Here is a 12567-nt window from a genome sequence, read left to right as displayed (position 1 = left end):
TGGGCGGTGGGCGGTCAGCGGGCCGCGGTCACCGGGCTCTCCAGGTGGTGCAGCAGCGGGAGCACCCGGGCCGCGGTGGCCGCCCGGACCAGCCCCTGCATCACCCGCAGATCCTCGCCCTGCTCGGGATGCCACTGCACGCCGAGGGTGAAGCCGTTGCCCTCCACCGCCTCGATCGTGCCGTCCGGCGCCAGCGCGCCGACCCGCAGACCCTCGCCGAGCCGGGCCACCGCCTGGTGGTGGAAGGTCGGCACGACCAGTTCGGTCTCCGGCAGCAGGTTGCCGAGCAGCGTGCCGGGCACCGGCCGCACCGCGTGCTCGCCGTACATGCCGGGGGAGCCCGCGTGCACGTCCGGCTGCACGACGTCCGGGAGGTGCTGCAGCAGCGAGCCGCCGCACACCACGTTCAGCAGCTGCATGCCGCGGCAGATGCCCAGCATCGGCATCCCGGAGGCCAGCGCGGCCCGCGCCAGGGCGGTCTCCCAGTGGTCCCGCTCGGGGGCGTCGGCCTCGGTCAGCGGGTGCGGGGCCTGCCCGTAGTACGCCGGGTCCATGTCCGGGCCGCCGGAGATGACCAGCGCGTCCAGCCGGGCGAGCACCTCGGGTGCGCGCTCCGGCGCGTCGGGGGGCAGCAGCACGGCCACGCCGCCCGCGGCCCGGACGTGCGCGGTGTAGCGCTCGGGCACCAGCGCCACCCGCCGCCCCCGCCAGTCGCTCCAGCTGACGTCGACCAGGTAGGTGCTGACACCGATCAAAGGCCTGCGATCCATGGCGGAATTGTCCACCCGTGACCCTCGGTATCCCGTGCATCACGCCTCCCGGCGCGCCACGCGCCGCGATCCCCGGTGCGGCACCGGCCAGGCCGTACGGTTCGCTGAGACCCCGATCGTCCCGCCCAGGAGCAGGAGCCCCGATGGCCGACAGCCCGGAGACGAAGGCCCCGCAGGCGCAGGCCCCGGTCTGCCGGCGCCTGGTCGGGCGGACGGCGGTGATCACCGGCGCGGGCGGCGGAATCGGCCTCGCCGCCGCCCGCCGGCTCGCCGCCGAGGGCGCGAAGGTGGTCTGCGCGGACCTCGACGAACGGGCCGGCCACGCGGCGGCGCGGCAGGTCGGCGGCCTCTTCGTGCACACCGACGTCACCGACCCGGCGATGGTCGAGGCACTCTTCGACGAGGCGTACGAGACCTGCGGCAGCGTGGACGTGGCCTTCAACAACGCCGGCGCCCGGTCGTCCGAGGACGAATCGAACTTCGCCGCGTCACCGGACGTCCGGCGCCGCGCCCAGGAGGCCGACCTCGCCGCCGTCCGTCTCTGCTGCGACGCCGCGCTGCCCTACATGCGGCGGCACGGCCGCGGTTCGATCATCAACACCGTGAGTTTCGCGGCGAGCCCCGGCGCGGAGCCCTCGCGGATCTCCGGCGCGGCGTCCGGGGGCGGAGTGCCGGCGCTGTCGCGCGAGCTCGGGCTGCGGTTCGCCCGGGAGGGGATCCGGGTCAACGCGCTCGTCCCCGGGCCGGTGGACACGCCACTGCTCCGCGAGCTGATCGCGGCCGACCCGGAGCGCGCGGCCCGCCGGCTCGGGCAGATCCCGCTCGGGCGCCTCGCCGCCCCGGAGGAGATCGCCGCCGCCGTCGCGTTCCTCGCGAGCGACGACTCCTCGTTCGTCACGGCGAGCGAGTTCCGGGTGGACGGCGGCATGTCCGCGACCCCGTGAAGACGCGTTCCTGGGGCTGCCGGGGCTTGCCGGGGAGCCCCAGTGCGGTGTTCTCACCGTAATCTCATCCAGAACCGCCGAATCGGCCGTTCTGCTGATATCGCGTTTATCCGCCGCCGTTTAGATTCAACGGCGTGAGCGAGCAGATTCCCGCCGGGTGGTACCCGGATCCGCAGGACACCACCACTGACCCCCGGCCGCAGCGCTGGTGGGACGGCAAGAGCTGGACAGCCGGCACCCGCCCCGCACCTGCCGACTTCCCCGCGCCCTCGGGCGCCCCGGACCCCTTCGGCGAGCCGTACGCCGCAGAGGCCCCGGCCACCGCCCCGGCCGCCGCAGCGACCGGGGCCGACGACACCCGGGTACTGGAGGGCCAGGTGCTGCAGGACGGTGCCGCCGTCCGCTACCCCGAGATCCCCCCGCCGATCGGCGGCCCGACGACGGGCGGGCGGACCTTCCGCAAGCCGTCGCGCCCCGTCCTCATCGCGGCCTCGGTCGCCGCGCTGATCGGGCTCGCGCTCGGCTCCGGCATCACCTACCTGGCGATGGACGACAACTCCGACGTCCGCGCCTCCCCGCGCAACGCCAGGCAGAACTTCCCGTTCTACGGCGAGAACGGCCCCCTGGGCGGAATGCCGGGCCAGAACGGCCAGAACGGCCAGGGCAACAACGGTCAGAACGGTCAGAACGGTCAGGGCAACAACGGCCAGAACGGCCAGGGCACGACCCCGCGGGGCAACGGCGGCAACGGCGGCAGCGGGGGCAACGGCGGGTCGAACGACGGCGCGTCCGCCGGCGTCGCGGCGGACCTCGTCAACCGCATCACGCTCCCCGTTCCCTCCGGCTGGCAGGGCGGCACGGCATCGGACGGCTTCGCCGGTCTGACGATCGGGTCCTACACCTGTGCCGGCTCGGCGGGCGGCACCTGCTCGCTGGGCGGCGCGATCACCAGCCAGATCGCCGGCACCGACGCGCAGGCGGCGGCCAAGGCCGACATCGCGGCCGCGGCCAAGGAGTCCTACGGGGACAGTCCCTCCCACGAGGAGCTGAAGTCCGAGGCGGTCAAGGTGGCAGGCCGCGACGGCTACCTCGTCCGCTGGAAGGTCAAGGCGGCCGAGGGCAACGACGGGTACGTCGAGACGGTGGTCTTCCCGACCGCCGACGGCAAGGCGCTGACGGCCCTGCACCTCGGGTTCGACATCGATGCGAAGGCGCCGGACCTGTCGGTGATGGACACCATCGTCAAGGGCGTCGCCGACTACACCGGCAAGGGCCTGCCCGGCGGAGCGGCCGGCGGCACCAGCAGCTGACGGCACCCGGCTCACCGGACAGCCGGTCCGCCCCCGCGGAAGATCGCGGGGACGGGCCGGCTGTCTGCGGTCCGCAAGCGGCGCTCGGACCGTCAGGTACCTCAGGCCGCGGTGCGCGCGCCCTCGGAGCGGCGGCGGCGGACCACCATGACGCCCCAGCCGGCGGTGATGGCGACGGCGCCGCCGAGCATCAGCGGGCCGGCCGGCGAGCTGCCGCCGACACTGGCCGCCTGGACCTGGACGGTGGGTGCGTCGGGGGCGACGTCACCGCCGTGGCCGTGGTGGGCGACGGTGGAGTTCTTCGCGGCGGCCGCGATCTGCTGGTCGGTCGGGGCGGCCGGCGCCTCGGCGGCCTTGGCGGCCACCGCTGCGAACGACTGCGCGGCCGGCGCCGCCGCGGCGGGGAAGACGACGTCGGAGCAGCTGTAGAACGCCTCGGGGCTGTCGCTGCGCTGCCAGGTCATGTAGAGGAGCTGGCGGCCGGTGCGCTGCGGCAGGTTGCCGGTGAAGTTGTAGAAGCCGTCGGTCGCCGTCCGGGTGACCTGGGTCTGGGCGACCGGCGCCGGGTCCAGGTCGGACCACTTCAGCGGCTTGGTCGGGTCGTAGCCGACCTTGGTGATGTAGACGGTCATCAGGCCCACGTGCGCGGCGGTGACCCGGAACTTGAAGGCGTACGGGCCTGCGGCGACCGAGGTGGCGGGCCAGTCGGTGCGGGCCATGTCGAGGGCCTTGTACTTGTCGCGGTTGGCCGAGCACAGCTTGCCGTCCGGGATCAGCGCCTGGTGCTGGCCGTTGGCGTTCGCGATGTTGACCTCGTTCCAGTCGTAGAGCGGCTGGGTGCCGCTCTGCGCGACGACGTCCTTGCACACCTGGGACTGCGGGTGCTCGGGTCCCTCGGCGAAACAGGCCGCGACGCGGCTGACCGGGTTGGACATCGAGCCGTGGGCGCTGGCGGTGCCGGCCGAGGACAGCGCGGCGAGCAGCGCGGTGGCGCCGACGACGCCGAGGGTGAGGGTTCTGCGGTGGAGTGACATGGGGACTCCTTGACGACGCTGCGTGGTCGAACAGTGTGGGGGACGGGCACGTCTGCCCGAGGTCGCACGACCCACGGCGAGCGTATGATTGGTCTGGACCACGAGGCAATAGGGCCGTCCTGGACACTTTCTGACGGCAAGTCCCCTCCCGGGCGGACCGCCCGAACCACTTCGCGCGGCAGGTCGAAGGACGCCCGCCGCGAGCCCGGGGCCGTCGCTGCGGGCGATTCGTCCGGGTTCGGAGCTCTGCCGGGCAGCAGCTCAAACATGTTGCAGAGGAGCCCAGTTGGCCATGGCGGGAGTCGGCCGTCCAGTCCGGGACGGCGCTCCCGCCCGCCGCCCCGGCCCGGCCGGGCACAGGTGGCCGGCCGGGGCCCCCGGGCAGCCGTCCCCAGGCCGCCCGGACTGCCGCGACCGGCGTGCTTGAGGGAGTCTTAAGGGCCCGCTGAGCCCGGCTTCAGGTCCTGACGGTAGGCCGTCAGGGGGCGGGCAGGGCAGGGCGGGGCAGGGCGGGGCCGAGGTCAGAGGAAGGTCTTCCCCTCGCCGCGGTACGTGGGCACGCTGCGCACCACGCGGTCGTCCTCGATCAGCTGCAACTCGGCGAACCGCTCGCAGAGTTCGCCGGCCTTCGCGTGCCGGAACCACACCCGGTCGCCGATCAGCAGGTCGTCGGCCGCCGAGCCCAGCAGCGGGGTCTGCACCTCGCCCGCGCCCTCCATCGCGTCGTAGCGCAGCCCGGCGGGGAGGTACGGCACCGGTGAGCGGTCGGGGCCCGCCGCGCCGGAGGCGGCGTAGCCGCCGCCGAGCACCGTCACCACGCCGACGCCGGGACGGCGTACCACCGGCTGCGCGAACAGCGCGGCCGGCCGGCCGTGGAACGAACGGTAGTTGTCGAACAGGCGGGGCACGTAGAGGCCCGACCCGGCGGCCACCTCGGTGACGGCCCGCTCGGCGACCGTCGACTCCACGCTGCCCGTCCCGCCGCCGTTGACGAACTCCAGGTCCGCGACCTCCCGCAGCCGGCGGACCACCGCGGCCCGGCGCTGCGCCAGTTCGGTACGGCCCTTCGCCTGCATCAGCTGGATCGCCCGGGACCGCAGCGGCCGGCCCGCGACGCGGTCGCCGACGCCGGCGATGTGCCCCTCGTACGCCATCAGTCCGACGACCCGGAAACCCGGCCGCCGCTGGACCAGTTCGGCGAGGGTGCCGATGTCCTCGGGCGTGCGCAGCGGCGAGCGGCGGGCACCGACCCGGATCCGGCCGCCGAGCAGGTGCAGCGAGGTGTCCAGTTCCAGGCAGACCCGGACCTCCTCGGTGCCGCCGCGGGCCTTCTCGATCAGGTCGAGCTGTGCGGGGTCGTCCACCAGGACGGTGATCGCGGCCGCGAGGGCGGCGTCGGCCGTCAGCTCCGCGTAGCCGGCCCGGTCGGCGGACGGGTAGGCGAGCAGGATGTCCTCGAAGCCGGCCCGGGCCAGCCAGATCGACTCCTCCAGCGTGAAGCTCATGATCCCGGCGAAACCGTCCCGGGCGAGCACCCGCTCCAGCAGGGCCCGGCAGCGGACCGACTTGCTGGCCACCCGGACCGGCTTGCCGGCGGCCCGGCGCACCAGGTCGTCGGCGTTGGCGTCGAACGCCGCCAGGTCGACGATCGCCACCGGCGCGTCCAGGTGCGCGGTCGCCCGGTCGTACCGGGCCCGGTCGGCGGCGAGGGAGGCACCGGGCGCGGTGCCGGCGGAGGCCCGCGTCGAGGCGCCCGGGGACGCGGACGCGGCGGACGGGGCGGTACGGGAGGACGCTGCGGGCTTGGCCATGGCGGCAGACTGCCACAGCTGTCTACCGGTGGGTAGGGCCAACGGCCCGCGAATCCGGCCGACCCGTCCGCGCCGGTCAGCCGGTCAGTCGGTCAGTTGCCCGGTCGGTCGGTCGCTCGGTCGCCCGGTCGGTCGGTCAGCCGGTCACGGCGGCGGCGAGCGCGCCGACCGCCGCCACGGCCACGGACTCGACCAGGGCGATGCCGTCCTCCTCGGTGCTGTTCCCGTCCGACAGCACGGCCACCAGGACGTCGTGGCCGTCGTGGGTGACCCGGCCGATGCTGTTGACCGCCCAGAGGCCGTCCGTGCTGCGGGAGAGCCAGCCGTTCTTGAGCATCCAGGCGCCCTCGGCGGAGGCGGCGGCGGAGACGCCCCAGTCCTGGTCCTCGGCTATCTCGCCCATCAGCTGCTGCAGGTACGCCCGGCCCCCGGCGTCCAGCGGGGAGTCCTGGCCGAAGATGACCTGGAGCAGCCGCAGCTGGTCCGCGGGCGTGGTGGTGGTGAGGCCCCAGTAGCCGTCCTGGCCCGCGGTCGTGCCGGTCAGGCCGAAGGCCAGGTTGGCCTCGTCCAGGCCGTCGGCCCCGCCGATCGCGTCGTAGAGGGCGCTGGCGGCGTCGTTGTCGCTCTGCTCGATCATCGCGACGGCCTCGGTCCGCTGCTGGGCGGTGAGGTCGGAGCCGGTCTGCCGGAGCAGGGTGGCCAGGATGTCGGCCTTCACGATGCTGGCGGTGATGAACTCGTGCCCGCTCCCGCCGGAGACGGCGGTGGCGCCCGAGGCGAGGTCGAGGACGGCCACCGACACGGCGCCCTCGGCGCCCGCCCCGGCGCTCGACAGGGCCCGGTCGACGGCCTGGGCCGCGCGGGCGTCCGAGTCCGGGGTGGCGGTCGTGGGGCCGGCGCCGGGCACGGCCCGGTCACTGGAGGCGGGGGTGCCGTCCGGGGCGACGTCCGGGGCGATGGCGGAGCGGCCGGTCGCCCCGGTGCTCACGTGCAGACTGCCCGTCCCGAGCGCCAGCGCGGCGGCGAGCGCCAGTGCGAGAGCGAACAGGCCCGGCCCCAGGGGTATTCGTCTTCTCCGGCGGGCCCGGTGGCGCGATGTCATACGTCCATGCTGATCCCTGTTGCTGCACCTGTCATGAAGAGCGACTGAGCATCGTCTGAGAGTGTGCGCACCGTCGTGGCATAGGCTCGCGGGGTGGACCGCAAGAACATTCCGAACCCAGGTTTCGCCGCTGACGACGGCGCCGCAGACCCCGCCCTGACCCTGGCCCTCGACCGCTGGTCGCGGGACGGGGCGGCCGAGCCGGAGGTGCTGGCGGCGTTGACGCCTAGCCGCCTGATGGTCCCGATCGTGGCCCTGCTCGGCGAGGTCGAGACGGATGAGAAGGGCCTGCGGCACGAGAAGACCAGCGACATGGCCGTGCCGGTGATCGAGGCCGCCGACGGCCGCCGGGCGCTGCCCGCCTTCACCTCGCTCCAGAGCCTGGCCCGCTGGCGCGCCGACGCCCGCCCGGCGCCGGTGGCGGCCCCGCAGGCCGTCCTCGCCGCGTACGCGGAGGGCGCCGACACGCTGCTCGTCGACCCGGCGGGACCGGTGACGTACCCGCTGACGGGTGCGCGGATGCGGGCGGTGGCGGAGAACCGGCCGTACCTGGCGCCGGTCCGGGACCCGGAGGTGCGCGAGGCCGTCCGCCGGCTGCTGGCCGCCGAGCCCGCCGTGGTGAGCGGCCTGCTGGAGCCGTACGAGGGGGCGGACGGGATGCTGGCCGTCTGCACCGATCCGTCGCTCGCGGCGGCGGAGATCCAGGCGCTGGCGCAGCGGATCGGCCGGGCCGTGGCCACGGACGCGCTGCTGCGGGTGCGGCTGGACCGGGGTCTGAACCTGGCCATGATGGGCGCCGCCGCCGCGCTGCCGGGCGAGCCGGTCCACCGCCGCTGAGCGGCAGCCCCCCGGAACACCTCCTGGAACGCCTGGTGCCCGGTACGCGGTCGCGTACCGGGCACCAGGGCGGGCCGGGGGCTCAGGAGTAGACGGGCCCGGTGAACTTCTCGCCGGGGCCGGTGCCGGGGGCGTCCGGCACGAGCGAGGCCTCGCGGAAGGCCAGCTGGAGCGACTTGAGGCCGTCCCGCAGCGGGGCGGCGTGGAAGTTGCTGATCTCGGGGGCGCCCGCGGTGACCAGGCCGGCCAGTGCGGTGATCAGCTTGCGGGCCTCGTCGAGGTCCCGGTCGGCCGCGCCGTTCTCGGCGAGGCCGCACTTCACGGCGGCGGCGCTCATCAGGTGCACGGCGACGGTGGTGATCACCTCGACGGCCGGGACCTCGGCGATGTCGCGGGTGAGGTCGTCGAAGCCGATCGCCCCGTCGTCCTCGGAGGCGTTGCTGTCGGTGGGCTCGCTGCTCAAGGGGGACTCACTCCGTCGTGCCGGTGTACGTACACAGGGAGCGTACAAGGGGGCGCGCACCGGCCGCGAAGGGCGGGGCGGGGGAGCGGGCCGGGCCCGGGACCAGGGCGGAATTCCACTGGGCGGGTAAAGGCTGTAGTATTCGAGACTGACCGGCCAGGAACCTGCAAAGGGCCCCGGCCAGCAAGTGGAGGCTCCACCCAGGAGGCCCGACAGGGCAACCGAGACAGTCTCCCACCCGATCGGTCTCGCGATCGACGGGTCCGGTCCGCGACGGGCGCCGCAAGGCGTTCAGTCGCCAGCAGCGTCCCTCACCAGGGCGTCGCCCCCGGATGTGTGGAGCCCCGCTTGCACCGAGCGGGGCTTTTTTCGTGTCGCGGTGCGTGCAGCCAACCAGCAAGTGGGCAGCGCAGCACGAATGAAGCCCCGCCCAGTGGTCGAGTCCACTACGTGCGACCGCCGTCCGACGGCCGCATCGCAGAAGGTGCAACCGAGGAGGCCCCATCAGCACCGAGCCCCGCATCAACGACCGGATTCGCGTCCCCGAGGTGCGACTCGTCGGTCCCAGCGGCGAGCAGGTCGGCATCGTGCCGCTTGCCAAGGCGCTGGAGCTCGCGCAGGAGTACGACCTCGACCTGGTCGAGGTCGCGGCGACCGCCCGGCCGCCGGTGTGCAAGCTCATGGACTACGGCAAGTTCAAGTACGAGTCGGCCATGAAGGCCCGTGAGGCGCGCAAGAACCAGGCGCACACGGTCATCAAGGAGATGAAGCTCCGGCCGAAGATCGACCCGCACGACTATGACACCAAGAAGGGTCACGTCGTCCGGTTCCTCAAGCAGGGCGACAAGGTCAAGATCACGATCATGTTCCGCGGTCGTGAGCAGTCGCGCCCCGAGCTGGGCTTCCGACTGCTGCAGCGGCTGGCGAACGACGTCCAGGACCTGGGCTTCGTGGAGTCCTCGGCCAAGCAGGACGGCCGTAACATGATCATGGTGCTTGGCCCGCACAAGAAGAAGACCGAGGCGATGGCCGAGGCCCGCGCGATCGCGGACGCCCGTAAGGCCGAGCGTCAGGGCCGCAACGCCGGCCCCGATGCCGCCGCGGACGACGACGCAGCGCTTGAGGCCGAGAACGCCGCAGCCGAGGCGGAGGCCGACGAGGCCGACGACGACGCCGACGACGCGGACGAGACCGACGCCGAGGTCGAGCAGCCGACCGAGGTCGCCCAGGACGCCTGAGCCCCAGGGCTCGGGCCGTTCGGGAGACCGGTCACCAAGGTGGCGGGGCACCCGCCCGGCCACCACAGATGAACCCAGCACCTGCCCGCGCGGCACATCGCGCGGGCAGGACCGGGACCGACGAGGAGAGACGGCGACATGCCGAAGCAAAAGACGCACAGCGGCGCCAGCAAGCGCTTCAAGATCAGCGGCTCCGGGAAGGTGCTGCGCGAGCGTGCGGGCCGTCGCCACCTGCTCGAGCACAAGCCCTCGACCCTGACGCGGAAGCTCGCGGGCACGGTCGTGGTCGCTCCGGCCGACGTCAAGAAGGTCAAGAAGCTTCTCGGCAAGTGATCGCCCTCCCGCGGCAGCGCCGCGGGATCAGCTGATCCTTCCCGACCCATTCGATTGACGGACCACGTGAAGTAGTCCGTGGTCCAAGCCAAGGAGTAATGAAGTGGCACGCGTCAAGCGGGCAGTAAACGCCCACAAGAAGCGCCGGGTCATCCTCGAGCGGGCCAGCGGTTACCGCGGCCAGCGGTCGCGCCTGTACCGCAAGGCCAAGGAGCAGGTCACCCACTCGCTCGTTTACAACTACAACGACCGCAAGAAGCGCAAGGGCGACTTCCGTCAGCTCTGGATCCAGCGCATCAACGCTGCGGCCCGTGCCAACGGCATCACCTACAACCGCTTCGTGCAGGGTCTGAAGGCTGCCAACGTCGAGATCGACCGCAAGATGCTGGCCGACCTGGCCGTCAACGACCCGGCCGTCTTCGCGTCGCTCGTCGAGGTGGCCCAGAAGGCGCTGCCGACCGACGTCAACGCCCCCCGCGCCGCCGCCGACGCCGCCTGATCCTCCGGGACAGGTGCCCAGGCACCGCAGCTCAGTGATCGGACCCGCAGGCCTGCCTGCGGGTCCGCTCGCATCTCCGGCCGGTCCACCCGCCCCGGCCGGCCCCGCCGCGCCCCTCCCACGGCTCCCCGCCCCAGAGACGAGACCATGCAGAGCACCGACACCCCCCTGCTGACCTCCCTGCGCTCGCCCCGCGTCGTCGCCGCCCGCCGGCTGGCCAAGCGGAACCAGCGCACCAAGGAGCGCCGCTTCCTCGCCGAGGGCCCGCAGGCCGTCCGGGAGGCCGTCGCGTACGGGCAGCTGCCGGGCACGTCCGAGCACGCCGTGGTCGAGATCTACCTCACCCAGGAGGCGGCCGAGCGGCACGCCGACCTGGTGGCCGCCGCCCGCGCCGAGGGGCTGCCGGTGCTCACCGCGACCGACGAGGTCGTCGCGGAGATCTGCGACACCGTGACGCCGCAGGGCATCGTCGCCCTCTGCCGGTTCATCGACACCCCGTTCGAGGACGTGCTGCGGGCCCGCCCCCGGCTGGTCGCCGTGCTCGCGCACGTCCGCGACCCCGGCAACGCCGGCACCGTGCTGCGGACGGCCGACGCGGCCGGCGCCGACGCCGTGGTGCTCACCGACGCCTCCGTCGACCTGTACAACCCCAAGGCCGTCCGGGCCTCCGTGGGCAGCCTGTTCCACCTCCCGGTCGCCGTCGGCGTCCCGGTCGAGGAGGCCGTCGCCCGGCTGCGCGAGGCCGGCGTACGGGTGCTGGCCGCGGACGGCGCGGGGGAGCGCGACCTCGACCAGGAACTCGACGAGGGCACCCTGGGCGCGCCCGGCGCGTGGGTGTTCGGCAACGAGGCCTGGGGTCTGCCGGAGGAGACCCGCGCACTCGCCGACGAGGTCGTGCGCGTCCCGATCCACGGGCACGCCGAGAGCCTCAACCTCGCCACGGCCGCCGCCGTCTGCCTGTATGCCTCCGCCCGGGCCCAGCGCTCCGCCGGAGGGTGTCGCGCACAGGGGTAGGGACGCTAGGGTCGACTCCGGTGGGGGAAAGTACACGGTGGGTAATCGGGGAGGACGCCCATGGCCGGCAGTGCGGCAGAGCTCGACCCCGATGACCTGCCCGACGGGCTGGTCATCGCGGACGCGGGCGGCACGGTGGTGTGCTTCAACAGCGCCGCCGCCCGGCTCACGGGCATCCGGGCCGCCGGGGCCCTCGGCAGCGCACTCGCCGACGCCCTCCCGCTGGAGGACCTCGACGGGCGCCGCTGGTGGCAGCTCACCGACCCCTACGGCGGCCTGGCCACCCGGACGGGCCAGCCCGAGCGCAACCTGCTGCTGCCCGGCGGCCGCGAGGTGCTGGTCTCCGCCCGCTACGTCCGGGAGCGCCCGCGCGGCCCGCTGCTGCGCGTGGTGATCGCCCTGCGCGGCACCGAGGAGCGCCGGCGCACCGAACGCAGCCACGCCGAACTGATCGCCACCGTCGCGCACGAGCTGCGCTCCCCGCTCACCAGCGTCAAGGGCTTCACCGCGACGCTGCTCGCCAAGTGGGAGCGCTTCACCGACGGCCAGAAGCGGCTGATGCTGGAGACCGTCGACGCCGACGCCGACCGGGTCACCCGGCTGATCGCCGAACTGCTCGACATCTCCCGGATCGACGCCGGCCGGCTGGAGATCCGCAAGCAGGTCGTCGACGTCGCGGCCGCCGTCCAGCGGCACGTGGACGGCAAGGTCGCGGCCGGCATCCCCGAGGACCGCTTCGACATCCGGATCAGCCGGCCGCTCACCCAGCTCTGGGCCGACCCCGACAAGGTCGACCAGGTGCTCGGCAACCTGCTGGAAAATGCCGTGCGCCACGGGGACGGAACTGTCACGATCGAGGTGGCACCCGTCAAGGAGATCGTCGAGGCCCCCGTCAGGGAGCGCCCCGGCACCCCGCCCCGCATCCTGGAAGGCACGGCAGTCACCGTGAGCGACGAAGGCGCAGGCATCCCCGAGGAGTCGATGCCGCGCGTCTTCACCCGCTTCTGGCGCGGCAGCAAGCGCGGCGGCACGGGCCTGGGCCTCTACATCGTCAAGGGCATCGTCGAGGCCCACGGCGGCTCGATCACCGTCGACCGCGCGCCCGGCGGCGGCGCCCGGTTCCGATTTATCCTGCCCGCCGGGGTCCCCGACTTCATGCTGTGAAACAGCATGAGCGCCCAGCAGAGCATGCTGTGGACAGCATCGGCGGGT

The 12567-nt window shown here is 73.6% G+C and carries 13 protein-coding genes; 8 read left to right on the top strand and 5 right to left on the bottom strand.

Features of this window, described 5'->3' with window-relative positions; genetic code table 11:
* Window positions 1-14: 14 nt before the first annotated feature.
* Entirely contained in the window at window positions 15-770 is a 756-nt protein-coding gene (locus tag ACFUK0_RS12250) for a gamma-glutamyl-gamma-aminobutyrate hydrolase family protein (protein ID WP_380248966.1), read from the bottom strand.
* Between the two features lie 143 nt (window positions 771-913).
* Between ACFUK0_RS12250 and ACFUK0_RS12245 the strand changes: the two genes are divergently transcribed.
* Together ACFUK0_RS12245 and ACFUK0_RS12240 are read left to right on the top strand one after the other, a co-directional pair.
* Entirely contained in the window at window positions 914-1714 is an 801-nt protein-coding gene (locus ACFUK0_RS12245; protein WP_380248964.1) for an SDR family oxidoreductase, read from the top strand.
* Between the two features lie 134 nt (window positions 1715-1848).
* Entirely contained in the window at window positions 1849-3024 is a 1176-nt protein-coding gene (locus ACFUK0_RS12240; RefSeq protein ID WP_380248962.1) for a DUF2510 domain-containing protein, read from the top strand.
* A gap of 101 nt (window positions 3025-3125) precedes the next feature.
* On the opposite strand, the gene ACFUK0_RS12235 is transcribed toward ACFUK0_RS12240, so the two are convergent.
* From ACFUK0_RS12235 to ACFUK0_RS12225, 3 genes are all read right to left on the bottom strand, one after another.
* Complete coding sequence (locus ACFUK0_RS12235) at window positions 3126-4058, bottom strand: lytic polysaccharide monooxygenase (RefSeq protein ID WP_380248960.1); 933 nt, start codon at window positions 4056-4058, stop codon at window positions 3126-3128.
* A 521-nt stretch (window positions 4059-4579) separates the two neighbouring features.
* Window positions 4580-5869, bottom strand: a complete 1290-nt coding sequence (locus tag ACFUK0_RS12230) for an alanine racemase (protein WP_380248958.1) — start codon at window positions 5867-5869, stop codon at window positions 4580-4582.
* Window positions 5870-6005: 136 nt separating this feature from the next.
* The gene (locus tag ACFUK0_RS12225) at window positions 6006-6971 is read right to left on the bottom strand and encodes a serine hydrolase (RefSeq protein ID WP_380248956.1); all 966 of its coding nucleotides are present in this window, start codon (window positions 6969-6971) and stop codon (window positions 6006-6008) included.
* A gap of 93 nt (window positions 6972-7064) precedes the next feature.
* Between ACFUK0_RS12225 and ACFUK0_RS12220 the strand changes: the two genes are divergently transcribed.
* Entirely contained in the window at window positions 7065-7808 is a 744-nt protein-coding gene (locus ACFUK0_RS12220; protein ID WP_380248954.1) for an SseB family protein, read from the top strand.
* Between the two features lie 82 nt (window positions 7809-7890).
* On the opposite strand, the gene ACFUK0_RS12215 is transcribed toward ACFUK0_RS12220, so the two are convergent.
* Entirely contained in the window at window positions 7891-8271 is a 381-nt protein-coding gene (locus tag ACFUK0_RS12215) for a DUF1844 domain-containing protein (RefSeq protein WP_380248952.1), read from the bottom strand.
* 503 nt (window positions 8272-8774) lie between these two features.
* On the opposite strand from ACFUK0_RS12215, the gene infC reads away from it, so the two are divergent.
* The 5 genes from infC to ACFUK0_RS12190 all read left to right on the top strand — a co-directional run bounded on the left by infC (window position 8775) and on the right by ACFUK0_RS12190 (window position 12519).
* Window positions 8775-9509, top strand: coding sequence for a translation initiation factor IF-3 (gene infC, locus ACFUK0_RS12210; protein ID WP_380249036.1), 735 nt, complete (start codon window positions 8775-8777; stop codon window positions 9507-9509).
* Between the two features lie 138 nt (window positions 9510-9647).
* Window positions 9648-9842 (top strand): 50S ribosomal protein L35, encoded by a 195-nt coding sequence (rpmI, locus tag ACFUK0_RS12205; RefSeq protein ID WP_266319025.1) that lies wholly within the window; start codon window positions 9648-9650, stop codon window positions 9840-9842.
* A gap of 103 nt (window positions 9843-9945) precedes the next feature.
* Complete coding sequence (gene rplT, locus ACFUK0_RS12200; protein WP_073921538.1) at window positions 9946-10341, top strand: 50S ribosomal protein L20; 396 nt, start codon at window positions 9946-9948, stop codon at window positions 10339-10341.
* A 147-nt stretch (window positions 10342-10488) separates the two neighbouring features.
* Window positions 10489-11355: a TrmH family RNA methyltransferase gene (locus tag ACFUK0_RS12195; RefSeq protein ID WP_380248949.1), complete on the top strand. Its 867-nt coding sequence runs from the start codon at window positions 10489-10491 to the stop codon at window positions 11353-11355.
* A 60-nt stretch (window positions 11356-11415) separates the two neighbouring features.
* Window positions 11416-12519, top strand: coding sequence for an ATP-binding protein (locus ACFUK0_RS12190; RefSeq protein WP_380248947.1), 1104 nt, complete (start codon window positions 11416-11418; stop codon window positions 12517-12519).
* Window positions 12520-12567 lie beyond the last annotated feature (48 nt).

Origin of the sequence: Kitasatospora sp. NPDC057223 (assembly GCF_042669755.1) — a bacterium.
In the GTDB taxonomy this organism is placed as follows: domain Bacteria; phylum Actinomycetota; class Actinomycetes; order Streptomycetales; family Streptomycetaceae; genus Kitasatospora.
The sequence above is the reverse complement of the archived record's forward strand: the minus strand, read 5'-3'. Positions and strand labels throughout refer to the sequence as shown.

What these genes read in the sequence shown, in the direction of transcription:
- ACFUK0_RS12235 (WP_380248960.1), bottom strand. Translation starts at nt 4,058, where the DNA reads ATGTCACTCCACCGCAGAACCCTCACCCTCGGCGTCGTCGGCGCCACC.
- ACFUK0_RS12190 (WP_380248947.1), top strand. Translation starts at nt 11,416, where the DNA reads ATGGCCGGCAGTGCGGCAGAGCTCGACCCCGATGACCTGCCCGACGGG.
- ACFUK0_RS12245 (WP_380248964.1), top strand. Translation starts at nt 914, where the DNA reads ATGGCCGACAGCCCGGAGACGAAGGCCCCGCAGGCGCAGGCCCCGGTC.
- ACFUK0_RS12250 (WP_380248966.1), bottom strand. Translation starts at nt 770, where the DNA reads ATGGATCGCAGGCCTTTGATCGGTGTCAGCACCTACCTGGTCGACGTC.
- rpmI (WP_266319025.1), top strand. Translation starts at nt 9,648, where the DNA reads ATGCCGAAGCAAAAGACGCACAGCGGCGCCAGCAAGCGCTTCAAGATC.
- ACFUK0_RS12230 (WP_380248958.1), bottom strand. Translation starts at nt 5,869, where the DNA reads ATGGCCAAGCCCGCAGCGTCCTCCCGTACCGCCCCGTCCGCCGCGTCC.
- ACFUK0_RS12195 (WP_380248949.1), top strand. Translation starts at nt 10,489, where the DNA reads ATGCAGAGCACCGACACCCCCCTGCTGACCTCCCTGCGCTCGCCCCGC.
- ACFUK0_RS12225 (WP_380248956.1), bottom strand. Translation starts at nt 6,971, where the DNA reads ATGACATCGCGCCACCGGGCCCGCCGGAGAAGACGAATACCCCTGGGG.